The sequence below is a fragment of the Polynucleobacter wuianus genome (genome assembly GCF_001659725.1).
Classification (GTDB): Bacteria; Pseudomonadota; Gammaproteobacteria; order Burkholderiales; family Burkholderiaceae; genus Polynucleobacter; species Polynucleobacter wuianus.
Genome location: NZ_CP015922.1, coordinates 200,949 through 225,816, shown reverse-complemented (window position 1 = coordinate 225,816; position 24,868 = coordinate 200,949). Strand labels below are relative to the sequence as shown.

The window sequence follows — 24,868 nt, the reverse complement described above, 5'->3', positions numbered from 1 at the left end:
TGCTTAATTCTATTCCTCTCTCGCATTGCACTCCCAAGAGCCATAAAATGAGGCATGCATTCTCAATCGGGCCCAATAGGCGAATTTGATCTCATTGAACGTTTTTTTAAAACGGGCACTGCCATAAACTCGACTCTGAGTTTGGGTATAGGTGACGACTGCGCCCTGATAAAGCCCTTACTTGGTGAAGAAATTGCCATTACCAGCGATATGCTGGTCGAAGGTCGGCATTTTTTTGTAGGTACTGATCCTGAGTCCTTAGGCCGCAAAGCGCTTGCCGTAAACCTTTCTGACCTAGCGGCGATGGGTGCCAAACCCCTTGGATTTACTTTGGCGATTGCCCTGCCAACAGTTGATACACAATGGCTAGAAAGCCTCTCTAAAGGCTTATTTGCAGTCGCAAATCAATTTTCTTGCCCACTGATTGGTGGCGACACTACCGCTGGTCCGTTGACCCTATCAATTACCGCCATTGGCAGTGTTTATTTCGAAAAGGCCATTCGCAGATCAGGGGCAAAGATTGGGGACGACATTTGGGTTTCGGGAACTGTCGGAGATGCGAGACTGGCTCTTGCTGCACTGCGTCAAGAAATTATCCTTCCTGAGTGCGATCTTCAAAGCATCGCTCACCGCATGCATCAACCCACTCCTAGAGTTGAGCTTGGAATGAAGCTTGGAGGAATTGCTAGCGCAGCCTTGGATATATCCGATGGCTTGCTCGGCGACCTCAAGCACATCTTGAAACAATCCCAAGTTGATGCGGAAATTTACTTAGATCAACTTCCTAAATCAGCAACATTGCAAAAGCAAAGCCTGGCAATCCAAAATCAGTTTGCTGCTAGCGGTGGTGATGATTACGAATTGTGTTTTACGGCGCCTAGTAAGCAACGTGATGTAATTCTAGAAATTAGTAAATCCTTAAATCTGCCTCTCACACGCATTGGCCATATTACTGCCATGCAAAATGATAAATCGACGATTCGCATCATGGGCACAAATGGAAACTTCATTGGCGATGCCGATGCTACCGCACTTCTCAAATCTTTTGACCACTTTGCACAATGACCAATCAACATCCATCTGATGTACAGCCGAACTTTAAGTGGATGTTTCAGACCGCCAGTCGGACCCTAGCCTTTGGTTTTGGTAGTGGGCTAAGCCCCATAGCACCTGGTACTACAGGCACTCTTTGGGCCTGGGCAGCTTTTTTAGTGGCAGAATATTTCTTATCCCTAGAAGCATTTTTTTGGATCATTGGCGGTGGAATTTTATTGGGCTGCTGGATCTGCGGCAATGTCAGCGAAGAATTAGGCAGGAAAGATTTTGGTGGAATTGTCTGGGATGAGATGCTTGCCTTTTGGTTAGTGCTGATACTGATTATGCCGACTAACATCTGGATGCAAATCCTAGCATTCGCATTATTCCGATTTTTTGATGCTGTTAAGCCGGGGCCAATTGGCATGATTGATCGTCACTTTAAAAATGCAGAGGGATCTGAAGCGCCATCAAACTCACTACAAATACTGTGGCGTGGGTTTGGCATCATGGTGGATGATCTTGCAGCAGCAATCTTCACGCTCATAGTCATAGCTGTCACGCTAGTATCTATTACTCATATGGGTTGGGCCTAAACATGCACTCACTTGATACCATTAAAACCTTGGCAGAAATCTTACTGGCCAAAAGTTGGAAGATGGCGGCCGCCGAGTCTTGTACCGGGGGCCTAGTCTGCGCCACCCTCACGGAATTGGCAGGCTCAAGCGAGTGGTTTGAGCGGGGCTACATTACTTATAGCAACGCAGCTAAGGAAGAAAATCTGGGAGTTCCAGCAGAACTCATTCAATCTTTTGGAGCTGTCAGCGAGCAAGTCGCCAAAGCGATGGCAGAGGGTGCGCAAGCGAATTCAGGGGCAAATGCTGCTATTTCCATTACTGGCATTGCGGGTCCGAGTGGTGGCTCAGCAGACAAACCGGTTGGGACCGTTTGCTTTGGTTGGGCTATCCAAAATGATGCTGGCGAAAATAGAGCACTGACAAAAACGATGCACTTTGCCGGAGATCGTCAAGCGATCCGCAAGCAAGCTTGTAATTACGTGATTAGCGAATTAGCAAAACTGCTCGAGAATTAAATTACTTCATCCAACCTTTGTGATGGAAATACCACAAAGGAATAATCGCAGAAATTAACATGGCAACAATAGCCATTGGATAACCCCAAGTAGTATCTAACTCAGGCATATGCTTGTAGTTCATACCCCAGATACTTGCCAGTAAAGTGGGTGGCATTAAGGCGACAGATACCACCGAGAAGATCTTGATGATCTTAGATTGGTTCAAGTTAATGAAACCGACTGTAGCATCCATTAAGAAGTTAATCTTATCGAATAAAAAAGCAGTATGGTTTTCAAGAGAGTCAATATCACGCAAAATTTGACGCGCTTCCTCTTGTTGCTCATCAGATAACAACTTACTGCGCATCAAGAATGATAAGGCTCTGCGGGTATCCATGACATTGCGACGAATACGTCCGTTGGTATCCTCTTCTTTTGCAATCGTTTCGAGAACTTGCTCTGCATCCGCATCATTGATGTCATCTTGTAACACTCGCTTACCAGCTTGCTCGAGGTTTTCATAAACCTCTTCCAACGCATCCGCAGAGTATTCGGCATCAGTCGAATACAAATCGAGCAATACGTCTTTTGCATTACTCACTGATCCAGGGCGTAAACGCGCACGCAAACGTACTAAGCGGAATACGGGTAAATCCTCATCATGAATCGAGAACAGTACTTGCTTGGTGAGAACAAAGGCCACGCGTACGTTGCGCGAAGTTTCTTCTTCATCCAACAGGAAATCAGTACGAATATGGAGGTGGCCATCATCGGCTTCAAAGTAACGAGCGGACGCTTCCAAGTCACCCAAGTCATCTAACTCGGGCAAAAGTACTCCAAAAGCCTCTTTAATCCAAACGAGCTCTTCTTCCTCTGGATCAACTACGTCAATCCAGATAGGATTAGCATATTGCAATAATTCATTGCGATCTTCTACTTGCTCTTGAGAGAGGCGGCCATTTTGCAGGACGAACAAGTTGATCATGGTGAACTCCTAAGGAATGTGCGCTAGTTTATCCTATAGAACATGACAGTTTCACTAAAATAAGCTAAATCCAATGAACTCTCGCTCAAATACCTTTAACCAGCAACTCCAGTCTGCATGGGCTTCCCAAGGCAGCATGCTGTGTGTTGGTTTTGACCCAGATCCCAAGCGCTTACCCCCAGCCCTTCAAGGGAAACCTGAGGGGATCTTTGAGTTCTGTCGCGATATCTCAGATGCCACTGCGGATTTGGTGTGTGCCTTTAAGCCCCAATTTGCCTACTTCGCCTCTCAACGAGCTGAAGCCCAACTTGAAAAGCTGATTCGTCACCTCAAAGATCAATACCCCCATATTCCGGTAATTCTGGATTCTAAGCGTGGGGACATTGGCAGCACAGCTGACCACTATGCTCTTGAAGCTTTTGAGCGGTATGGCGCGGATGCGATCACCGTAAACCCATATATGGGCTTTGACACGATTGAGCCCTATCTCAAACATCATGGCAAAGGGGTCATTGTTTTGTGCCGCACCTCCAACCCTGGTGGATCAGATTTACAGTTTTTAAATGTTTCACCCAACGGTGAACCTTTGTATTTACATGTTGCCAGATTGGCAGCAAACCAATGGAATGGCTCAGGACAAATTGGCCTAGTCGTTGGTGCAACCTTCCCAGAGGAGATCGCTAAGGTTCGTGCAACTGTCGGCGAGATGCCTTTACTCATTCCTGGCATTGGTGCTCAGGGTGGCGATATCGAAGCCACTGTTAAAGCTGGGAGCATTTCTGGCAAACCTGGGACTGGCATGATCATCAACTCTTCAAGAGCCATTTTGTATGCGAGTTCGGGAAATGATTTTGCACAAGCTGCTCGGCAAGCTGCACAGAGCACACGGGATGCCTTAAGGGCTGCTACCTAAAAATACCTAAAACCTACTTCGTATTTTTAGTTGTGGTCTTGGATTGCGGTACGGGCGCCAAAGCAACTCGACCCATATTTTCTAGAATAAATTCTTGGCGAGCAGGATAGTTAATACTTCCTCTACGGCAATACTGTTCTTTATCAAAACACTTTGGCGCTGGCAGTGCAGAGGCTAGAGCCGCTGACTGGTCAAGATCTAATGCCGCGGGAACCGTGGCGTAATAGTGGGCAGAAGCTGCCCCAATACCGAAAATACCTTCGCCCCACTCTACCGAATTGAGATAGATTTCAAACAATCTTTGTTTTGGGAGAGTCAGCTCTAAGAGTCCAGTAATGATGAGCTCTTGTCCCTTACGGAAATAATTTTGCTCTGATGACAAGAACAAATTCTTTGCAAGCTGTTGAGTAATAGTCGATCCACCACGAAGAGGCATTTTAGCTTTGCCACCGAGTTGTGATTTTTGCTGATTTTTTTCCCAAGCTTTTTGCATATCTTCAACACGAACACCTTTGTGCTGGAAAAAGATATCGTCTTCACTTACTAAAACTGCTCGCTTGAGATTATTCGAAATCTTGTCATAAGGGGTCCACATGGAATACACCGGGCAGGACCAATGCCAAGTACATAAACGCCAACGCTCAGCCCTCTGAAACGCTGTAGTGCTGGGATCCAAGCTTATCCACAAAGCAATCTGAACAGCAAAGTACACCTGCATCGCCACAAAACCTGCCAACAAGCATTTGACTATGTAAGCTATCCAGCGCATAGATGGAAATAAAATTAACTACGCAATTTTACTAGTACAGCTCGCGGATCAATCTGTTTTGCAAGATCAGCTCCGCGCCAAACTAGAAAAGCATCTGCAGCCTGTTCGACCAACATACCCAGACCATCGCTGATGCGTGCACCACGTTGTAATGCCTGCTGCATAAATGCCGTAGTTTTGCCGTAGACCATGTCATAGGCAAATGAACTTGGGGTAAAGATATTTGCTACTGCGGCAGCGCTCAATGGAGATTCATCTGATAGACCTGCGGCAGTGGCATTAATTACCAAATCGAATACATAAGGAGTTTTTTCAGAATTCTCTAGATCTGCCAAGGTTCTAGATTCCAGCGCAACCTCTTTGGTGGCAGCTAAATTTGCAAAGAGTTTGACTAGCTCATCCGCCTTGGCATTTGAACGATTGGCAATCACTAAGCATTTGGGAGATTGCTCTAGCAATGGCCCAATCACACCACGTGCAGCACCACCTGCGCCCAAGAGCAGAATGCGGGATTCATGAAGGACGATACCTTGTGCCAAGAGATCGCGCACCAAGCCAGCGCCATCTGTGTTGTCACCGTATATTTTTCCATCTTTAATCAATAAGGTATTAACTGCGCCAGCCAATTGAGCTCGAGCAGTCAAATGATCAGCAAGCGCCTGCGCATCCAACTTAAATGGCACAGTCACATTCATCCCCTTACCGCCAGCAGCAAAGAATGTCTTGGCGGCTTTAGCAAACCCATCTAACTCCGGCTGTAAACGACCATAGTGAATCGCTTGTTTAGCTTGCTGAGCAAAGTGCTGATGAATCAGTGGTGACTTACTATGACTGATTGGGTTGCCCGCAACTACATAAACGTCCAGACCCAAATGATGGCTTGGGTCAGTATGCATATCAGTGGCTGTATTTGAATTCATGATGCCTACAGAATAAGCGAATTTCTGAAAAATAAGCTCGCATTAATGCTTCAATTCCAAATGATCATTACCTTCCCTAGTGAAGTCAAAGGTAGAGATCCAATCGAGCACATCGATTTGATTGCGCATCTCTGAAGGGAATGGCCCAAATGGAGCGGATGCGCGGACAATTGCTAAAGCTTGGCGATCTAATTCGGGATTGCCTGAGCTACGCCCAATAGAGACACCATCCTTTCCTTGGGCATTACTGGTAATACGACCCTGGGAATCAACACTCACTACAATCACCAAACTACCATAGAGCGGACGACCATTGGCACGTGGGAAAAAGGTGCTGCCGTAGGCCTCAATCTTTTGACGCATCGCATCGAAATAATGGGCAAAGCTTACTGACTTAGTATTGGCACCAGTGAGCACCTTGCGACGAGGCTCTCGCCCATCAATTTGCAAACGCTTAGCTAACTCTGCCTCTAAAGAATTCAGTTGCGGGGCAATCCTTTGATCGTCACCACTTTTACGACCGCCAGATTTAGCGCGCTGCTCATCCAATTTAGCCAACATTTGCTTTTGCTGCTTTTCTAAAACCTCGAGGCGCGCCTCTGCGCCAAGCCTTGCACGGTGTAGGGCTGTGGCATCCTGGGTCTCTGATTTTCCACCACCCTGAAGATCTGCTTGTGCTAATTTACTGGCCTGTTTAGGAGGCGTCTTATTGCTGGCGTTTACCAAGACAACACTTAAGGGTGTATTCAAACGGCGATTTTGAATTTCACCAATCCCCCAGCGAAACGACAAAAACAGGATATGAATTAAGAGCGATGCACAAAGCGCTAGACGAAATGGGTGGCATTTCCAAGCATCCTGAAGATAGATCAATGCTCGATTGAAGCTCTCAGAGCGAGGCAACTGCAAGGACTTAATCTGGGTTAGCATCTTCTTCTGTTTCTTCAGCTGCTTTTGCCCCTGACTCTGGCTTAGCTTCAATTTCGAGCACTCTTACGGCTGCGCTTAATTGCAATAGATCCACATCTGACACGATCACTTCTGCACGAGTCATGCGGGGATGATTTGCTATTTCGGGAATAGGTAAATGCAACGGTACAGGTTCGACCCTCGACATGCCCTCTTTTAAGTGACGAACATAGACGGTTTTTGCATCCCCCTCTTGCGCGATCCAACGCAAGCACCAATACTTTTCCAAGCGATCCTGAAACTCACCATAAGCTTGATAACAAGACTCAAAATCCGCTGCGATGCCCATGAGGGCCGCATCTCGCGGGGGAAATGGTGCGACCATTTTTGCTGTCACGCCATGCTTTGCTAGCGCAATTAACTGCCACTGATTAACAAGGTCAGAGTAGCGACGCAAAGGAGATGTGCACCAAGCGTAGTAATCCAAACCCAAGCCTTCGTGGGGTCCAGGGGTCGTTTGCATACGAGTTCGTAACGGCCCCCAGCCCTTCTGAGTTCTAAATAAACCCGGCAATCCATGATCAGCTAGTAATTGGCCTGATGCGCTATTACAAAAGATCATCCACTCGGCAACGATCGTATCGAGGATCGAGCCACGCTGACGTGGAATAATTTCTATGCGTTGCACTCCATCTCTATCTTGAATCTGAAAGTGAAAGTCTCTTGCCAAGGCATTAGGATCAATCACCCCCAACTGCTCTGCACGAAGACCATTGGCAATCCGTTTTTCTTGTCGGCCAGCATGCAAGAGTTTTGCCGCGCGCCACAGAATGGCTAGCTCTTTGCGATAAGGATAGCTGGCAGCTTCATCCACCAAACTCTCTTCGCTGACTAAATGCTCAATATTCTCCAGACGAAGATTGGCAACCATCGGCACCATCTCTGCGCGCATTTGTAAAGTGTCTCGGTTTGCAACCCCATCGGGATCAATGTCCACATAGATCGATAGGGCGGGTCTAGGAGCACCTTCATCCAAAGAAAATTGCTCAATCACTGAATCAGGCAACATCGTGATTTTGTCGCCCGGAAAATAGACGGTTGACATTCGATTACGCGCCACCTGGTCTAGAGGATCATCTTTTGATATTGCCAAGCCAGGAGCGGCAATATGGATACCCATTCGATGACCGCCCCCTGGCAACTCAGTCACAGATAGAGCATCGTCAATCTCGGTAGTTCCCGCATCATCAATTGAGAAGGCCTGTACTTCAGCCAAAGGCAACTCTGCGATCGCCGCATCATAGACGGATTGATCAACGCCGATATTGGCATGATGAGCGGCGCCATTTGGGAAGTGCGCCTTCAAAAACATTCCTTGGTGATACGCCAATGGAGATTCAATCGCACCACAGCGAATCATCAACTGCGCAGGCGACTCGCCTGTTTCTGTGCAGGCAGCAATTAAAGCCTTATAGGCGGAAGTATTTTTTTCAGGCGAGAAAAGTAATTGTTTAGCGGAGGATTTCAAGGCCTCCGGGAATATACCGGCGACTAATTCCTGTTGCCAGACTGATTGTTGTTCTAATTCTTTTTGCTTACGCTCGAGCGCAGCTAAGCCTGCCTGCAACTGCTCGAGCGGAGCTCTTTGAAAACGCCCTCTTCCTTTGCGACGAAAAAACACTGGGGCGCCTTGCAAAGCAATAGCTAATGCCGCTTGCTGAGCAATCGTAGCTTGAGCACCAAAGTACTCCAAAGAAACTTCTACCAAACCAAACTCTTCTTCGGGAGCGCAGTCCCATAACAATTGCAAATCAATATCTTTGGATAAAACGAGCGCCTCATCCATCACAGCCTGCGCTTCTGGCTTTTCAAAACGCAACCAAACTTCTTTCGCTTTGAGTTTTATCTTTTTGCCAGAAAGACTTGTCGCCTGCCAGGATTCAGAATCGCCAGATCCCGTTGCAGACTGTACGGTAGCGATTTTGATGTCGCCACCCTCTTCGTATAAAAGATTCATACTTAGAGAGAAATCCCGCCGCTAGCTTCTAATGCCACTCCATTAACGTAGCTCGCTTCATCACTAGCCAAAAATAAATACGCATTAGCCATTTCTTCTGGGGTACCTAAGCGACCTAACCAGCTGCGACGCTCAATGTCTTGCAAAATATTTTCTGGCATTGCTTTAACCATCTCGGTCGCAATAAAGCCAGGGCATACCGCATTGACTCGAATACCTTTAGGGCCAAGCTCACGCGCCCAAGTCTTGGTAAAGCCAATCACACCAAACTTAGTCGCTGAATAGTTGGTTTGACCAAAGTTGCCATACAAACCGACGACGCTAGAGGCATTCACAATGGCGCCAGATCCAGCTTCAAGCATATGTGGGGCAACTAATTGAGTGCAATTAAATACGCCCTTGAGATTGACATCGATCACGCTATCAAATTGCGCCTCAGTCATTTTGATTAAGCGTGCATCTTGCGTAATACCCGCGTTATTAATCAAGATATCAATCCGCCCGTGTTTTTGCATTACCTGATCAACTACGGCTTGAATACTAGCGCGATCAGTCACATTTATTGCATAGCCCTCTGCATTCGGGATCTGCGCAGCAGCACCTTCAACGGCCTCAAGGCTCATGTCTGCAACGATGACAATCGCACCTTCTTGTGCAAAACGCTGCGCTGTTGCAAAACCGATCCCTTTTGCTGCGCCAGTAATGACTGCTACTTTGTCTTTTAATCGATTACCCATGCTTTGCTTTCAGTATTTATTCGTTGGACTGCTTTAGGCCGATATGGCCTTAAGTATTTTTTGATGAACTCCACCAAATCCGCCATTACTCATCACCAAAATATGATCCCCTGGCTTTGCTTCTTTAGTCACTGCAAAAACTAGAGCAGCAAGATCGTCAAAAGCATGGGCTTTACCAGCCTCTTTTGTATTAAGAGGGGATAGCACTTCCTTTAAATCCCAACCTAAAGATTCCTTGCCACTATTAGCGCCGTAGGCAAAAACCTTATCTGCTTGCTTCAAGCTATCAGGTAACTGAGCCTTCATCACTCCCAGCTTCATCGTATTGGAGCGCGGCTCCAATACTGCCAAGATGCGGGCCTGACCAACACGTCGACGCAAGCCATCAACTGTGGTGGTGATTGCGGTTGGATGATGCGCAAAATCGTCATATACCGTGATGTCATTTGCGACACCAATGGTTTCGAGGCGACGCTTCACGTTTTTAAATTCAGCTAAAGCACGTGCAGAATCTGCGGGTGAAATACCAATATGATTTGCAGAGGCAATCGCAGCTAGCGCGTTGAGTTGATTGTGCCTACCCATCACTCCAGAATCAGGCGCCCATTTCACAGTGGCTACCTCTTTGCCTGACTTGCGTACGATAAATCCATCGCCCTCTTGCGAGATCAAAGACCATTCGTTAGCCGCCTCTTGCCCAAACCGCTCTACCGGAGCCCATACACCGCGGGTGACAACCCGCTCAAGCGCAGGCTCCTCGCCATTGACCACCAATAATCCATTACCAGGAACAGTACGAACCAAATGATGGAACTGGGTTTCGATCGCTGCAAGATCGGCAAAAATATCTGCGTGATCAAATTCCAAATTATTTAATAAGGCTGTACGCGGTCTGTAGTGAACAAACTTGCTGCGCTTATCAAAAAAGGCAGTGTCGTACTCATCAGCCTCGATCACAAAATATTTACTTTCACCCAAGCGTGCTGAGACAGTGAAATTCAGTGGCACTCCACCAATCAGATATCCCGGCTTGTAACCGTTAAATTCCAAAATCCAAGTGAGCATGGCTGAGGTAGTGGTTTTGCCATGAGTACCGGCAACCGCCAAAACATGCCGACTATATAAAACTTGCTCCCCTAGCCATTGAGGACCAGAAATGTAGGGCAAGCCTTGATTCAAAATGGCTTCCATTAAAGGATTGCCTCGAGAAACCACATTGCCAATCACAAATAAATCAGGCATGGTCTCAAACTGCAATAATTGATCTGGTGAGAATCCCTCAATGAGTTCGATGCCCTGCGCTTCAAGCTGGGTGCTCATTGGTGGATACACATTAGCATCACAACCTGTTACACGATGTCCGGCTTGCCGAGCGATTGCGGCAATGCCGCCCATGAAAGTACCGCAAATGCCCAAGATATGTATATGCATTAGCGAATTTTAGCGAAGGAGTTGCAGTGAACCGAAGACAGTGGATCATGATTGGCGGAATTGGTCTTTTGGCGCTCCTCGCAGGAGTCTTTTCTTCGCAATGGATTTCTCAAACAGGCTTGGCTAGCGATCCCTCGATTAAGGCCTTTTTTGCCAATCCTTGGCAAAACCCAGACGGCAAACCTGCAAATTCAGAAAATTGGCATGGAAAAGTTCTCGTAGTCAACTTTTGGGCCTCTTGGTGCCCTCCTTGTGTTGAAGAAATGCCTGCTTTAGACAAAATTGCTCAAGAATATGCTTCTAAAAATGTATTAATTGTCGGCATCGGTATCGATTCACCATCGAACATACGTGAATTTCTTGAAAAGACACCAGTTTCTTACCCTATTGTGATTGGTGGTTTAGAGGGAAGCAGTCTTTCCAAACAAATGGGTAACTCCCAAGGCGCCCTACCCTATACCGTTGTGATTAACTCTAAAGGGAAGTCTATTTATACAAAATTAGGAAAGATAAGCGAAGAAGAGCTCAAAAAAGCAATAAATTCGGCACTTTGAGTATTTATATCAACCGTTATACGCTCTTTCTAAGTTTAATACCGCTTAATAATTGGGCATTTAGGCCATTAAGTTTCATTATTTACCGCTAAATGTTGTGAAAATTTCGTTTTAACAAGCCCATTTTTAGTCTTTTTTGTCCCTTGTAAAGGTATACTTCCAGCCATAGCAGGTGAAGCATAAAGTTACACGGGTGGCTAAAAGCCAAATTAAACAATTGACACCTAACTGCCTCTAAAAATAGGGATCTATGTCTAAAAAAGCTTCAATTCTCGTCATACAAGGTCCAAATCTCAATCTATTGGGCACTCGTGAACCCGAGGTTTATGGGAAAACTACCCTAGAAGATATCCATCAAAAGCTCGGTGAGATAGCAAAATCCCAGTCGGTTGAATTAAGCACTTATCAAAGCAACCATGAGGGCGAGTTAATTGACCGTATTCAGCAGGCTAAACAGGATGAAGTGGATTTCATCATCATTAATCCGGGCGCATTTACCCACACTAGTGTTGCGCTGCGTGATGTTTTGGCTGGGGTAGCCATTCCATTCACAGAAGTGCATTTATCTAATATTCACCAAAGAGAAGAGTTCCGAAAGCACTCTTATCTGTCTGACATCGCTACCGGCGTGATTTGTGGTCTTGGCGCAATTGGTTACGAGCTAGCGCTGCAAGCAGCTATCACCCGTTTACAAAAATAAGTTAATTCAAGAATTTCAAGAGAGGACGCACTCATATGGATCTAAGAAAACTCAAAACCTTAATCGACCTAGTTTCTGAATCAGGCATTTCTGAATTAGAGGTAAATGAAGGTGAAGATCGTGTTCGTATTGTGAATGCAGGCTCTCCAACTCCTGCAGGCCAAGTAGTTTACGCAAATCCTGCTCCAGTACAAGCCATTCAAGCAGTGCCTGCTGCACCAGCACCAAGTGCTGCCCCAGCTACTGAGGCACCTGCAGCTGAAACCGGCTTTATTGCACGTTCACCCATGGTTGGTACTTTCTATCGCGCACCGAATCCAGAATCTCCAAACTTCGTGAATGTAGGCGATACCGTAAAAGTCGGCCAAACACTTTGCATCATTGAAGCTATGAAGTTGCTCAATGAAATCGAATCTGAGCAAGCAGGCGTCATCAAAGAAATACTATGTGAAAACGGCCAAGGCGTTGAGTTTGATCAGCCTCTGTTTGTTATTGCTTAATTTCCTTGCCTTTAATTCCAATCCTTTTTACCTAACTCAGAGCCGACATGTTCGATAAGATTCTGATTGCCAATCGGGGAGAAATTGCTCTCCGTATCCAACGCGCATGCCGCGAGTTGGGAATTAAAACTGTCGTGGTTTATTCCACTGCAGATAAAGAAGCTAAGTACGTGAAACTTGCTGATGAGGCCGTCTGTATTGGCCCAGCACCTTCCCCACTAAGTTATCTCAATATGCCAGCAATTATTTCTGCGGCTGAGGTGACTGATGCAGAAGCAATTCATCCTGGTTATGGCTTCCTCTCTGAAAATGCAGACTTTGCAGAGCGTGTAGAGAAATCAGGTTTTGCTTTTATTGGTCCTACTGCTGCATCCATTCGCTTAATGGGTGACAAAGTTTCTGCCAAACGCGCCATGATCAAAGCAGGCGTTCCTTGCGTTCCTGGATCTGAAGGTGCATTACCAGACAATCCAAAAGAAATTATTGCTACTGCTAAAAAAGTGGGTTACCCAGTCATCATTAAAGCGGCTGGTGGTGGTGGCGGACGCGGAATGCGAGTGGTTCATACCGAAGCGGCACTCATCAATGCTGTCAATATGACAAGAGAGGAAGCGGGCCGTGCATTTGGTAATCCAGAAGTCTATATGGAGAAGTTTTTAGAGAAACCTCGCCACGTAGAAATCCAAATTTTGGCTGATACCCATGGCAATGCTATTTGGTTGGGTGAACGGGATTGCTCTATGCAGCGTCGTCACCAAAAAGTGATAGAAGAAGCACCAGCTCCTGGTATCGATCGTCGCTTGATTGCCAAAATTGGCGAGCGTTGCGCCGAAGCCTGTCGAAAAATTGGTTATCGTGGTGCTGGTACATTCGAATTTCTCTACGAAAACGGCGAATTTTTCTTCATTGAGATGAATACCCGTGTTCAGGTTGAGCACCCTGTAACTGAAATGATTACCGGAGTAGATATTGTTCAAGAGCAAATTCGGATTGCTGCTGGTCTGAAATTATCTTATCGTCAAAAAGATATTATTTTCCGCGGCCATGCGATTGAATGTCGCCTCAATGCTGAAGATCCATTTAAATTCACACCAAGCCCAGGAAAAATTGGTTCTTTCCACATGCCTGGCGGTCCTGGTATTCGGGTTGATTCACATGCTTACAGTGGTTATGTGGTTCCTTCAAACTACGATTCCATGATCGGCAAGCTGATTTCATACGGCAACACTCGCGAACAAGCGATCCGTCGCATGCAAATTGCTCTCTCTGAAATGGTGATTGATGGGATTACGACTAATGTGCCCCTGCATCGCGAACTCATGCTTGATCCCAACTTCATGGAAGGTGGCACCAGCATTCACTACTTGGAGCACCGCTTGGAAGAGCAAGCTGCAAGTCGCGGTAAATCTTAATTTCTACCTAGCTGATGCGAGCGCCTTATGTATTATCGTGAACTGGTATTCACGGTAGCTGCTGAAACTGCCGAGTCTTTAGGCGATGCCTTGCTCGAGCTGGGCGCACTCTCTGTCACCGTAGAAGATGCTGCTGCGGGCGGTTATGATGAGAACCCACTGTATGGAGAGCCTGGGCTTTCGCCTGAAGTGCAGGCATGGGATCGATCTGCTGTTACTGCCCTTCTTAATCCAGATCTTGATAACTCAGATAGCCCAGACTTTGTTGGACAACTTCTCTCTGATCTCTTGGAGGCTGGATTTCATTTAGCGCCACCCCAAGAAAAAGTGGTTGAAGAGCAAGATTGGGTCAGACTGACACAAAGTCAATTCGCCCCCATTCAGATTGGAAAACGAATCTGGGTTGTTCCTTCTTGGCATGATGCTCCGACAGATCCAAACGCAATTTGCTTAGCAGTAGATCCAGGTCTTGCATTTGGTACCGGTAGTCACCCTACGACACACCTCTGCTTGCTTTGGCTCGAAGAGCATTCCAATCTTCAGAATCAAAGCTTGCTCGATTACGGTTGTGGATCAGGTATTTTGGCCATTGCTGCAGCAAAACTCGGATGCAACCCAGTGATAGGAACTGACATAGATCCACAAGCAATGGTTGCGGCACGCAGCAATGCAGAAATCAACAACACCACTATTCGCTTTGTTCTGCCAACCGAAGGCGCCCCAGAACTTGCTGCAGAAACCAAGTACGACATCGTGATGGCTAATATTTTGGCTAATCCTTTGCAAGTACTGGCCCCAGCCCTAGTCAATAAAATGCGCCCAGGTGGCCAAATTGTTTTATCTGGTGTCCTTGCGAGACAAGCCGAAGAGGTGATTGCCACCTACAGCCAATGGCTCAAACTTTCTGTTTGGAAAGAAAGTGAAGGCTGGGTTTGCTTACATGGCACTTTGGGGAAAGATAAAAAGAGCGCTTTTGCTGCACCTGCTCAAAAAAAAAGTCTTAAAGCAGTTCTCTTAGCTTGTTTTTTTATCTTGCTTCTCATGTTTGGAGAGCATTTATCCAGAAATTCTTTACTTCCATTGTTAGCACCACGCGTTGATGGGTCATCAAATTCGTTTTCAGTTGGCGCATTTTCTGTATTGCAACGTATTGATGAAAAATTATGTAGCGCACTAGGATGCTTTAATCGCCCCGTGAGCGATTTTGCAGCGTGGAAAATAACTTCAGCCACACTATCGCCTGAAAACGCGCGAGAGGGCCTTAAAAACCCCGCAAATCAATCGATGTTACAAGTTGAAATACAAAATCGTCTCGCAATTCCAATTTTGTTACCAAATTTAGAAGTTTCTCTGACGGACGCTGAAGAAACTGAATTGAAATTGATTCAATTAACTCCAAAAGAATGGTTGCCTGCATCTTGGCAGGAATCACATCCTGATTTTTCTAAGATGGGCGCTCCTGCTGGCGAAATCATTCAAGCGGAATTGCCAATCGTGCTGCCGGCAAACGCTGCAGGATATCGTGTGCGAGTACTTTATCTTCAATAAACTCGTTTAGATTCTATTTTTCACTACCTCATACCTACAGAAAGTAATTTATGGCTAGCTTAATCTGCGGCTCTATCGCCTACGACACCATCATGAACTTTGAAGGCAAATTTGCCGATCAAATTCTGCCTGAGCAAATTCACATCCTCAATGTGGCCTTCTTGGTACCCACTATGCGCCGTGAATTTGGCGGATGCGCTGGCAATATTGCCTACAACCTCAGCCTTTTGGGTGGTGACCCGATCATCATGGCAACGGTTGGTGGAGACGCCACACCCTATATGAGTCGCTTAAAGCAACTCAATATTGACGCAAGCCATATTCGTCAAATTGAAAATGCCTTTACAGCTCAAGCCATGATTACAACGGATCAAGCAAATAATCAAATCACAGCATTTCACCCTGGCGCGATGGGTGAGTCGCACCTAAATCAAGTTTCTACAGTGGTTGCCGAAAGAAGCAAAAACACTAAAGGGGCTGCAAAGTTTGGCATCGTTGCACCAGATGGTCGTCAAGGCATGTGGGAACACTGCCATCAGCTGGCCGAAGCAAATATTCCTTTTATCTTTGATCCAGGCCAAGGCCTGCCAATGTTTAATGGTCCTGAGCTTTTGGAATTGGTTGATATTGCGAGCTACCTAGCTGTCAACGACTACGAAGGCGAAATGCTCTCGCAAAGAACTGGCTTGAGCTTGGCAAAAGTTGCTGAACGCGTTAAAGCACTGATTGTGACCAAGGGTGCTGAGGGCGCAGACATTTACAGCGAAGGTAAATGTATCTCAATCCCACCAGTACCAGCAGCAAAAGTGGTTGATCCAACTGGATGTGGAGACGCATTCCGTGGCGGATTGTTATTTGGACTCGAAAACGGCATGGACTGGGAAACCACTGGTCGACTTGCCAGTTTGATGGGCTCTATCAAAATTACCCATCAGGGCCCACAAAATCATCAATTGAGTAAAGCGCAGATCGCTGAGCAATTCAAAACGGCTTTTGGCTTTAGCTTCTGAGCTTTCCCATAAATTTAGGCAATAAAAAAGGGGTCTCGTGAGAGACCCCTTCTGATAACACCCGTCCGATTAAGGACGTGTGCCAGTTGGGAAGGGCCAAGCAGCGGCAGGATTCAACGCACTAGTCGCTGATGCAGCTTTCTTAGCCGCGGGCTTTTTTACAGCAGAGCCCGCTTTCTTCGCAGCAGGCTTACTTACTTTTTTTTTGCTACGCGCTTTTTAGCAGCTTTTTTAGCAGCTGGCTTCTTAGCGGCTACGCGCTTCTTAGCAGCTGGCTTCTTTTTAGCTACTTTTTTAGCAGCTGGACGCTTTTTAGCAGCTTTTTTAGCAGCTGGCTTCTTAGCGGCTACGCGCTTCTTAGCAGCTGGCTTCTTTTTAGCTACTTTTTTAGCAGCTGGTTTCTTAGCGGCTACTTTTTTCTTAGCAGCTGGTTTCTTTGCAGCAGGTTTTTTCTTTGTTGCCATGTGTGTTACTCCTTCACGTGAGGATTAGTACAAACTACATTAAGAAGACCCGACCATCCAATTCCGCCTGGTTTTGCAACCTTTTGGATCTGACGAGCGAGCCATTCATCGGCGCGCGGCTTGATGCTAGGTGCTGCACGCTAATGAATCCTGGAAAAAAAGCCGTGGCCCCGAAGGACAACGGCTTCTTAAATGTGCTGGAAAAAATGGAGAGAATAGCCCAGGCACCCTTGAGCAAGGGTTTTCGGATTTGAGTCTGTTTTTGCTGACTTCTTAAACTATCCAACCGTCTAATCTCCAATTTAGCCGGCTATGCGCTTACTTACTGCTTACTACTCCCAACTTAGCGCACCGCCAGTTTGATACTCAATAACGCGTGTCTCAAAAAAGTTTCGTTCTTTTTTCAGATCAATCATTTCTGACATCCATGGAAATGGATTCTCTTCATTTGGGAACATCGCGTCAAGTCCTATTTGCAAACATCTGCGATTACAGATGTATCTTAGGTACCCTTTGAACATCGGAGCGTTCAATCCAAGCACTCCACGAGGCATCGTATCTTCGGCATAACGGTACTCTAATTCGACTGCTTTTTCGAAGATGGATTTAATCTCGTCTTTGAACGCGGAAGTCCATAACTGCGGGTTCTCCAGCTTGATTTGGTTAATCAAATCGATACCAAAATTACAGTGCATTGACTCGTCACGAAGGATGTATTGATACTGCTCGGCAGCACCCGTCATTTTGTTTTGACGACCCATCGCAAGTATTTGCGTAAAACCAACATAAAAGAACAAACCTTCCATCACGCAAGCAAAAACGATGAGTGAACGGAGTAATGTTTGGTCAGCTTCTAATGTGCCAGTCTTGAAATTTGGGTTGGTCAAGACATCAATATAGGGAATCAAGAACTCATCTTTAGCGCGAATCGAGTCAATCTCGTGATACGCATTGAAGATTTCGGACTGATCTAAGCCCAAAGATTCCACAATATATTGGTATGCGTGGGTATGAATTGCCTCTTCAAAAGCCTGACGTAATAGGTATTGGCGGCATTCTGGAGCGGTAATGTGGCGATAAGTACCCAAAACAATATTGTTTGCTGCTAAAGAATCTGCAGTTGTGAAGAAACCCAGATTGCGTTTAATAATGCGACGCTCATCTTCAGTGAGGCCGTTGGGATCTTTCCAAAGCGCGATATCGCGATTCATATTGATCTCTTGTGGCATCCAATGATTTGCACAACCCGCCAAATACTTCTCCCAAGCCCATTTATATTTAAACGGAACCAACTGATTTACGTCGGTCTTAGCATTAATCACGCGCTTATCAGCGGCATTTACACGCAAGGCTGCGCCACCAGCTAGGTTAGCGGCCTGTACTGGTGTAGGCGCAACTTCTTGCGGTGCCATTGCTACTTGATCTGGCTGTGGGCGTTGTGGCTCCGCTACAACCGGCTGCGGTGCAAGGCCAGCTTTCGCTAGCGCTGGAGCAACTTCTTCTTCCCAATTCAACATAACTTTCTCCTAAATTCTTCTATTTCTATCCAATAAACAAATTGCTTATTGGCATGCTTCACATTCTTCAAAGCCAGCATCACCTGGGCGCATTGTGCAAACTGGACCATCGGCTTCTACTGCGCCACCTGCATTTGCTGCAGCTGCCGCATCCGTTCCGTTCACGCCACCACCGCTGGATACTGAGTTCAATTGACCGCTGGCAACCGTTGATTTCTCGACGTGGGTTGCAGCCATCGTGCGGAGGTAATAAGTGGTTTTGAGGCCACGCAACCATGCCAACTTGTAGGTGTCATCCAATTTCTTGCCTGAAGCGCCCGCCATGTAGATATTCAATGACTGAGCTTGGTCAATCCATTTTTGACGACGGGAAGCCGCTTCAACCAACCAGCTTGGCTCAACTTCAAAGGCTGTAGCGTACAAATCACGCAAATCCTGAGGAATACGATCGATCTTAGACAAGGTACCGTCAAAGTACTTCAAGTCAGCAATCATGACTTCATCCCAAAGACCGCGATCTTTCAGATCACGCACCAAGTACTCGTTTACCACTGTGAACTCACCTGAAAGGTTAGATTTCACGAATAAGTTCTGGAAGGTAGGTTCGATACAAGCAGAAACACCAATGATGTTAGAAATCGTTGCAGTCGGTGCAATCGCTACGCAATTGGAGTTACGCATACCGTGTTGCTTAATACGGGCACGCAAACCACTCCAATCCATTGTGGATGAGTTATCTACTTCTACATATCCGCCACGCTCTTGGGCCAAGAGAGATACTGAATCTTGCGGGAGAATGCCGCGATCCCACAAAGAACCTTTATAGGTACTGTAAACACCACGCTCTTCAGCCAACTCGCAAGAAGCTTGATAAGCGTAATAGCAAACCGCTTCCATAGAAGAATCGGCAAACTTCACTGCTGCGTCGCTTGCGTAAGGAATACGTTGCATGTGCAAGCAATCCTGGAAGCCCATGATGCCCATACCAACTGGACGATGTTTGAGATTGGAATTACGTGCTTTTGCAACAGCGTAGTAGTTGATGTCAATTACGTTATCCAACATACGCATTGCAGTACGTACGGTTTTTTGGAGTTTCTCGTGATCCAAGACCAATTTACCGTTTGCATCGGTAGTCATGTGAGCAGTTAAGTTCACAGAGCCAAGGTTACAAACAGCGATTTCGTCCTCGTTTGTATTGAGAGTGATCTCAGTACAAAGGTTTGAAGAATGAACTACGCCAATGTGCTGCTGTGGGCTACGGATATTGCAAGGATCTTTGAAAGTAATCCATGGGTGGCCAGTTTCAAACAACATACCGAGCATCTTGCGCCACAATTGCTGCGCTGGAATTCTGCGGAATGGCTTCAATTCACCGCGATCTGCTTTTTGCTCGTAAGCAACGTAAGCAGCTTCGAAATCCTTGCCGAACTTGTCATGCAAATCAGGAGTGTTAGAAGGTGAGAACAGAGTCCAATCACCGTTTTCCATCACGCGCTTCATGAACAAATCAGGAATCCAGTTAGAAGTATTCATGTCATGCGTACGGCGACGGTCGTCACCAGTGTTCTTACGCAACTCCAAGAATTCTTCAATATCTAAGTGCCATGTTTCTAAGTAGGCGCAAACCGCACCCTTACGTTTACCGCCCTGGTTCACAGCAACTGCAGTGTCGTTTACCACTTTAAGGAATGGCACAACGCCCTGTGATTTGCCGTTGGTACCTTTAATATGGCTACCCAAAGCGCGCACGTTAGTCCAGTCGTTACCCAAGCCACCAGCAAACTTAGACAACAAAGCATTTTCTTTCAAGGCTTCGTAGATACCATCGAGGTCATCTTCAACAGTCGTCAAGTAGCAGCTAGAGAGCTGTGGGCGTGTTGTTGCGGAGTTAAACAAAGTTGGCGTGCTGGACATGAAATCAAATGTAGAGAGGATTTCATAGAACTCAATTGCGCGACGCTCGCGATCCAACTCATTCATAGCCAAGCCCATTGCGACACGCATGAAGAATGCCTGTGGCATTTCAATACGACGATCCTCAATGTGCAAGAAATAGCGGTCATACAAAGTTTGCAATCCAAGGTAATTGAACTGCAAGTCACGGCTAGCATTTAATGCAGCAGCCAATCTTGGCAAATCAAACTCACGCATACGCGGGTCTAATAATTCTGCAGAGATCCCTTCATTGATGTACTTAGCAAAGTAAGTGGTGTATTCAGCTTGAGTATCGCCTTGTAATACTTCCTTACCGAAAATTTCTTTACGAATCACGTGCATCAAGATACGTGCAGTAACTTGGCTATATGCAGGATCTTTTTCAATCAAAGTACGTGATGCCAAGATAGCGGAGTCATACACTTGTGCCATTGGTACACCGTCGTACAAGTTCTTGATGGTTTCAGTAATGATTGGGGTTGCGTCAATATGATTGCCCAAGCCTTCGCATGCAGCTTCAATCACGGTACGTAAAGCAGCCATGTCGAGATACTTCTCAACACCGTTATCAGTCACTTTGATGCCGGATTCACCCGCCTGATTAGCTGCTTGTGTTTCTTGACTTACTTCTTGTTGCGCAGCGCGCTCTTGGTTGCGCTTCTCGCGGTAAAGAACATATGCGCGTGCAACGTTGTGCTCGCCACTACGCATCAAAGCCAATTCCACTTGGTCTTGGATATCTTCAATGTGGAAAGTACCGCCATTAGGACGGCTACGCAATAAAGCGCGCACTACTGAATGGGTCAATTGCTCAACTTGCTCACGCACGCGTGCGGATGCTGCACCTTGACCACCATTTACTGCCAAAAATGCTTTAGTTACTGCGATCGCAATTTTGGAAGGCTCAAAAGCCACAACTGAGCCATTACGGCGAATAATTTTGTAGTCAGACAACTGGGTTGCCTGAGCGCCACCAACACCACCAGCTACAAAGCTGGCAGAAGGGGTCTGATTCATTGCCCCTGCAGGACTCATTCCCGGGTTATTTGCTCCAGGTGTTTGGCCTGCTGACTGTGGATTGGCGTATGTCATGTTACTCCTGCGTATATATATAGTTATTTGGACAAAATATCGTTAAAAAACAATGGTGTATTGCTAGATTCAAACACTACATCTAGTGTCTCGAAGCGCATTAGGCACTAAGTATAGGGAAATATTTAACTATTGATAAGCTTTTTCTGACAAAAATTCATAAGTATTTTTACTAGGTAATCCACTATTTTTGGGGGTGTTTTGGTGCATGATTTTTAGCCCGTTTTAGCCAAAGGCTAAAAAAGTAAGCGTACGCTCACATACAAAAACCCAACTAGCGCGAAGAGACTCCATAAGGGAGATTTTTTGGAGAAATAGCTGTCTCTTTTTGGAACTTTTGCCAGTCAAAAAATATTCCAGGATCCGTTTTTCTGTCAGGTGCGATATCACTGTGTCCTGCAAATTGGAGATTGGGATAACTTACCTCTAATTTTTTAACCAAAGAAGTCAAAGTTGTATATTGGGCACCCTCAAAAGCAGACTCTCCATCGCCCTCAAGCTCAATACCAATCGAAAAATCATTGCACTTTTCTCTACTCATAAATGAAGAAACGCCAGCATGCCAGGCTTTATTTTGGGTTGATACAAACTGAAGCAACTCACCGGATCGAGTAATCAGAAAATGGCTAGACACTTTTTGGCCCAATATTTCTGCGAAATAAGGATGCGCATTTGGGTCAAGCTTATTTTGGAAAAAATCAATAATGAAGCGCCCATTATTTTTAAAATTGCTTGGTGGCAGACTAATGTGATGAATCACTACAAGATCTGGGGAAATATTTTCTGGCCTCACATCTTGGTTTGGTGAAAGACGCCATTTGGCAGAGCCAATCCATCCTTCAGGATCCAGCATATTGAGATGCTCTTGAGTGCAATAAAAGCGCTCCTCAAAACCGATTGCTTCTGATTTTGGAAGATGCACCTTGCAATGCTGGCAAGGCACCATTGCCTCTGGTTCAATAGCCCTCTGAGCCTTATCTGGCTTGGGATTTTGGGTTCTTGCTTTACTTGAATTGACTTGCTTCTGACCCTTTATCCAGAGATAAAAAAGATATGCACCCGCAAATAAGAGAAGCCATTTAAACAAGGATCAGACTCTCTGAAGAATGACTTCCAAAACGAAACGGCTACCGACATACGCCAAGAGCAAAGTGCTGTATGCACTCAATACCCAACGAATAGCAGCTCGTCCGCGCAGACCCACCCGCCAACGCGCCAACAATAAACCCGCAAATAAGAACCACGATAGCAATGCAAAAATCGTTTTGTGATCAAAAACCAAGGGTTTACCAAACAAGGTTTGCGAAAACAGCAAACCAGAAAATACCGTCAGGCTCAGCAGGGCAAATCCAACGTAGAGTAAATTAAATAAAAGACTTTCCATCGTCATCAAAGGCGGCAAATCTTCAAGCCAATGCGCTACACGGCTATTGGGAACGATAGCCAATTGACGGTGCAAGGCTCGATCCTGAACACTCATGAGCATGGCATGCATAGCCGCCAAACTGAGCAAGCCTACTGAAATAGTAGCGACGATGAAATGCCCTTTAAACCAAGGATCAGAAACTGCCTTTGGTGAAATCAAAGTTCCTGGGAAAAGGCTGGGAAGTAATGAGCAAACTAGAGCAAATAGGACTGCCAACCAGCGCAAGCTAGAAATTGGCAAGAACCAAGACTGAAACCAATAAAAAGCTAGTCCGACCCAGGCGATCAGCGATAAATCTTGGGCGAAGCCAAAGACGAAGCCTTGAGCGGTAAACACAGAATCATGCAATTGGACTCCATGGACCACCAAAACCAGCAAGATAAAGGTTTGAATCAAGCCCGCGGAGGCTGAAGGCTCATCACCCTCCTTTGATCTAAAACTTAAAAAGAGCAAAAGAAATAAGTAAAGCGCAGAAGGCAGCATTCCGGAAGCTGGGTGACCTAAAATATCCATCTGGAAAGTCTAATCGATAAATGCTAGAAAACCTCACCGATCGTCTATCTCGCGTTGTGAAAACAATGCGGGGGCAAGCCCGCCTTACCGAAGCCAATACCGCAGAAATGCTGCGGGAGATCCGCTTAGCCTTACTAGAGGCGGACGTAGCCCTGCCGGTAGTTAAATCTTTACTAGAGCAAATCAAATTCAAGGCCCTGGGGGAAGAGGTTGTAGGTAGCCTCAGCCCTGGCCAAGCGCTAGTGGGTGTTGTGCAACGGGAACTTGCCCAAGTAATGACGGGCGACACCAATCAAAGCGGTGAACTCAATTTAGCAACACAACCGCCAGCCGTAATTCTGATGGCTGGCCTGCAGGGTGCGGGTAAAACGACCTCCGTTGGTAAGTTAGCTAAGTGGTTGCAAGAGAAAAAGAAAAAGAAGGTGCTGACAGTTTCTTGTGACGTCTATCGTCCGGCCGCTATCGAGCAATTAGAAACCGTAACCAAACAAGTTGGAGCCGAGTTTTTTTCCAGCAACATTAATCAAAAACCCAAGGATATTGCGGCAGCTGCCCTAGATTGGGCAAGACGTCATTACTTTGATGTCGTGATTGTGGACACGGCTGGCCGCCTAGGTATTGATGAAGCACTGATGCAAGAAATCAAAACTTTGCATGCGAACTTGAATCCGATTGAAACTTTATTTGTAGTTGACGCCATGCTAGGTCAAGATGCTGTCAATACTGCCAAAGCCTTCCACGAGGCACTACCGCTCACTGGCGTCATTCTGACTAAGCTCGATGGTGACTCGCGTGGAGGTGCAGCCCTCTCCGTTCGCCAAGTGACTGGTGTGCCACTGAAATTTATTGGTGTAGCCGAGAAGATGGATGGCCTTGAGGCCTTTGATGCGGAGCGCATGGCTAACCGCATTTTGGGCATGGGCGATATTCTTGCGCTGGTTGAGCAAGCCCAACAACACGTTGATGTTGCTAAGGCAGAAAAATTAGCCAGCAAGATTTCTAAGGGCGGATTTGATTTAGAAGATTTTCGGGATCAACTTTTACAGATGCAAAAGATGGGAGGTATGGCCAGTTTGATGGACAAACTTCCAAGCCAAGTTGCTCAAGCTGCTTCCAAAACAAATCTTAGCAATGCAGATAAACAAACCAAACGCATGCGGGGAATCATCGATAGCATGACACCGCGCGAACGCAGCAAACCTGAACTACTCAAAGCGAGCCGTAAGCGTCGCATTGCTGCGGGTGCCGGCGTAGAAGTTCAGGAAGTCAATCGCTTGCTTGCTCAATTCGAGCAAATGCAAACCATGATGAAACAATTTAAGGGTGGAAAAATGGCTCGCACTATGGCAGCGATGGCTGCTAAAGGAGCCGCCAAGGGCATTGGCGGACTCTTCAAAAAATAA

At 46.2% G+C, this 24,868-nt stretch carries 23 protein-coding genes and 1 pseudogene; 12 read left to right on the top strand and 12 right to left on the bottom strand.

The features are described from left to right. The first annotated feature begins 54 nt into the window (after positions 1 to 54). Genes thiL through A8O14_RS01195 form a run of 3 tightly spaced genes read left to right on the top strand, consistent with a single transcriptional unit; the run spans position 55 to position 2,128 of the window. Positions 55 to 1,065 carry a thiamine-phosphate kinase gene (gene thiL, locus A8O14_RS01205; RefSeq protein WP_068947841.1) on the top strand — a complete coding sequence of 337 codons (1,011 nt, stop codon included), beginning with the start codon at positions 55 to 57 and terminating at the stop codon, positions 1,063 to 1,065. After that, positions 1,062 to 1,631 carry a phosphatidylglycerophosphatase A family protein gene (locus tag A8O14_RS01200; protein WP_068947840.1) on the top strand — a complete coding sequence of 190 codons (570 nt, stop codon included), beginning with the start codon at positions 1,062 to 1,064 and terminating at the stop codon, positions 1,629 to 1,631. The genes thiL and A8O14_RS01200 overlap by 4 nt, the downstream gene beginning before the upstream one ends. 2 nt (positions 1,632 to 1,633) lie before the next feature. Then, positions 1,634 to 2,128, top strand: coding sequence for a CinA family protein (locus A8O14_RS01195; RefSeq protein ID WP_068947839.1), 495 nt, complete (start codon positions 1,634 to 1,636; stop codon positions 2,126 to 2,128). 1 nt (position 2,129) lies between these two features. On the opposite strand, the gene corA is transcribed toward A8O14_RS01195, so the two are convergent. Then, positions 2,130 to 3,095, bottom strand: coding sequence for a magnesium/cobalt transporter CorA (gene corA, locus A8O14_RS01190; RefSeq protein WP_068947838.1), 966 nt, complete (start codon positions 3,093 to 3,095; stop codon positions 2,130 to 2,132). Positions 3,096 to 3,168: 73 nt separating this feature from the next. On the opposite strand from corA, the gene pyrF reads away from it, so the two are divergent. After that, the gene (gene pyrF / locus A8O14_RS01185; RefSeq protein WP_068947837.1) at positions 3,169 to 4,008 is read left to right on the top strand and encodes an orotidine-5'-phosphate decarboxylase; all 840 of its coding nucleotides are present in this window, start codon (positions 3,169 to 3,171) and stop codon (positions 4,006 to 4,008) included. 13 nt (positions 4,009 to 4,021) lie between these two features. Here the strand turns inward: pyrF and mtgA are convergent, their stop codons facing one another. The 6 genes from mtgA to mpl are packed head-to-tail and all read right to left on the bottom strand — an operon-like array spanning position 4,022 to position 10,791. Further along, positions 4,022 to 4,777, bottom strand: coding sequence for a monofunctional biosynthetic peptidoglycan transglycosylase (gene mtgA, locus A8O14_RS01180; protein ID WP_068947836.1), 756 nt, complete (start codon positions 4,775 to 4,777; stop codon positions 4,022 to 4,024). 14 nt (positions 4,778 to 4,791) lie between these two features. Further along, positions 4,792 to 5,697, bottom strand: a complete 906-nt coding sequence (aroE, locus tag A8O14_RS01175; RefSeq protein WP_082913063.1) for a shikimate dehydrogenase — start codon at positions 5,695 to 5,697, stop codon at positions 4,792 to 4,794. Between the two features lie 42 nt (positions 5,698 to 5,739). Then, positions 5,740 to 6,627, bottom strand: a complete 888-nt coding sequence (locus A8O14_RS01170) for an energy transducer TonB family protein (protein WP_082913062.1) — start codon at positions 6,625 to 6,627, stop codon at positions 5,740 to 5,742. Next, a complete protein-coding gene (locus tag A8O14_RS01165) occupies positions 6,611 to 8,623 on the bottom strand; it encodes a ribonuclease catalytic domain-containing protein (RefSeq protein ID WP_068947835.1) in 2,013 nt (670 codons plus the stop codon). The genes A8O14_RS01170 and A8O14_RS01165 overlap by 17 nt, the downstream gene beginning before the upstream one ends. Positions 8,624 to 8,625: 2 nt before the next feature. Next, complete coding sequence (gene fabG / locus A8O14_RS01160; protein ID WP_068947834.1) at positions 8,626 to 9,360, bottom strand: 3-oxoacyl-ACP reductase FabG; 735 nt, start codon at positions 9,358 to 9,360, stop codon at positions 8,626 to 8,628. Between the two features lie 33 nt (positions 9,361 to 9,393). After that, the gene (mpl, locus tag A8O14_RS01155; protein WP_068947833.1) at positions 9,394 to 10,791 is read right to left on the bottom strand and encodes a UDP-N-acetylmuramate:L-alanyl-gamma-D-glutamyl-meso-diaminopimelate ligase; all 1,398 of its coding nucleotides are present in this window, start codon (positions 10,789 to 10,791) and stop codon (positions 9,394 to 9,396) included. A gap of 26 nt (positions 10,792 to 10,817) precedes the next feature. Between mpl and A8O14_RS01150 the strand changes: the two genes are divergently transcribed. From A8O14_RS01150 to A8O14_RS01125, 7 genes and pseudogenes are all read left to right on the top strand, one after another. Then, complete coding sequence (locus A8O14_RS01150; RefSeq protein WP_068947832.1) at positions 10,818 to 11,345, top strand: TlpA family protein disulfide reductase; 528 nt, start codon at positions 10,818 to 10,820, stop codon at positions 11,343 to 11,345. Positions 11,346 to 11,595: 250 nt separating this feature from the next. Beyond that, on the top strand, positions 11,596 to 12,045 hold the full coding sequence (aroQ, locus tag A8O14_RS01145) for a type II 3-dehydroquinate dehydratase (protein ID WP_068947831.1): 450 nt from the start codon (positions 11,596 to 11,598) through the stop codon (positions 12,043 to 12,045). A gap of 35 nt (positions 12,046 to 12,080) precedes the next feature. Continuing rightward, positions 12,081 to 12,545, top strand: a complete 465-nt coding sequence (gene accB, locus A8O14_RS01140) for an acetyl-CoA carboxylase biotin carboxyl carrier protein (protein ID WP_068947830.1) — start codon at positions 12,081 to 12,083, stop codon at positions 12,543 to 12,545. 47 nt (positions 12,546 to 12,592) lie between these two features. Continuing rightward, positions 12,593 to 13,957: an acetyl-CoA carboxylase biotin carboxylase subunit gene (gene accC, locus A8O14_RS01135; RefSeq protein ID WP_068947829.1), complete on the top strand. Its 1,365-nt coding sequence runs from the start codon at positions 12,593 to 12,595 to the stop codon at positions 13,955 to 13,957. 27 nt (positions 13,958 to 13,984) lie between these two features. Beyond that, positions 13,985 to 14,905, top strand: a pseudogene (prmA, locus tag A8O14_RS11900) (50S ribosomal protein L11 methyltransferase); the annotation flags it as partial. 93 nt (positions 14,906 to 14,998) lie between these two features. Further along, entirely contained in the window at positions 14,999 to 15,505 is a 507-nt protein-coding gene (locus A8O14_RS11895) for a DUF3426 domain-containing protein (RefSeq protein WP_228385120.1), read from the top strand. Positions 15,506 to 15,555: 50 nt separating this feature from the next. Continuing rightward, positions 15,556 to 16,515: a carbohydrate kinase family protein gene (locus tag A8O14_RS01125; RefSeq protein ID WP_068947827.1), complete on the top strand. Its 960-nt coding sequence runs from the start codon at positions 15,556 to 15,558 to the stop codon at positions 16,513 to 16,515. Positions 16,516 to 16,709: 194 nt separating this feature from the next. Here A8O14_RS01125 and A8O14_RS01120 read toward each other — a convergent pair whose 3' ends face one another. The 5 genes from A8O14_RS01120 to A8O14_RS01095 all read right to left on the bottom strand — a co-directional run bounded on the left by A8O14_RS01120 (position 16,710) and on the right by A8O14_RS01095 (position 23,465). Beyond that, positions 16,710 to 16,979, bottom strand: coding sequence for a histone-like protein 2 (locus tag A8O14_RS01120; protein WP_068947826.1), 270 nt, complete (start codon positions 16,977 to 16,979; stop codon positions 16,710 to 16,712). 332 nt (positions 16,980 to 17,311) lie between these two features. After that, positions 17,312 to 18,496, bottom strand: coding sequence for a ribonucleotide-diphosphate reductase subunit beta (locus A8O14_RS01110; protein ID WP_068947824.1), 1,185 nt, complete (start codon positions 18,494 to 18,496; stop codon positions 17,312 to 17,314). Positions 18,497 to 18,541: 45 nt separating this feature from the next. After that, positions 18,542 to 21,469: a ribonucleoside-diphosphate reductase subunit alpha gene (locus tag A8O14_RS01105; RefSeq protein ID WP_082913186.1), complete on the bottom strand. Its 2,928-nt coding sequence runs from the start codon at positions 21,467 to 21,469 to the stop codon at positions 18,542 to 18,544. 331 nt (positions 21,470 to 21,800) lie between these two features. Further along, on the bottom strand, positions 21,801 to 22,613 hold the full coding sequence (ampD, locus tag A8O14_RS01100) for a 1,6-anhydro-N-acetylmuramyl-L-alanine amidase AmpD (RefSeq protein ID WP_255531443.1): 813 nt from the start codon (positions 22,611 to 22,613) through the stop codon (positions 21,801 to 21,803). A 3-nt stretch (positions 22,614 to 22,616) separates the two neighbouring features. Beyond that, on the bottom strand, positions 22,617 to 23,465 hold the full coding sequence (locus A8O14_RS01095; protein ID WP_068947822.1) for a cytochrome C assembly family protein: 849 nt from the start codon (positions 23,463 to 23,465) through the stop codon (positions 22,617 to 22,619). A gap of 20 nt (positions 23,466 to 23,485) precedes the next feature. Here A8O14_RS01095 and ffh point away from each other — a divergent pair, with 20 nt between their 5' ends. Further along, positions 23,486 to 24,868 carry a signal recognition particle protein gene (ffh, locus tag A8O14_RS01090; RefSeq protein WP_068947821.1) on the top strand — a complete coding sequence of 461 codons (1,383 nt, stop codon included), beginning with the start codon at positions 23,486 to 23,488 and terminating at the stop codon, positions 24,866 to 24,868.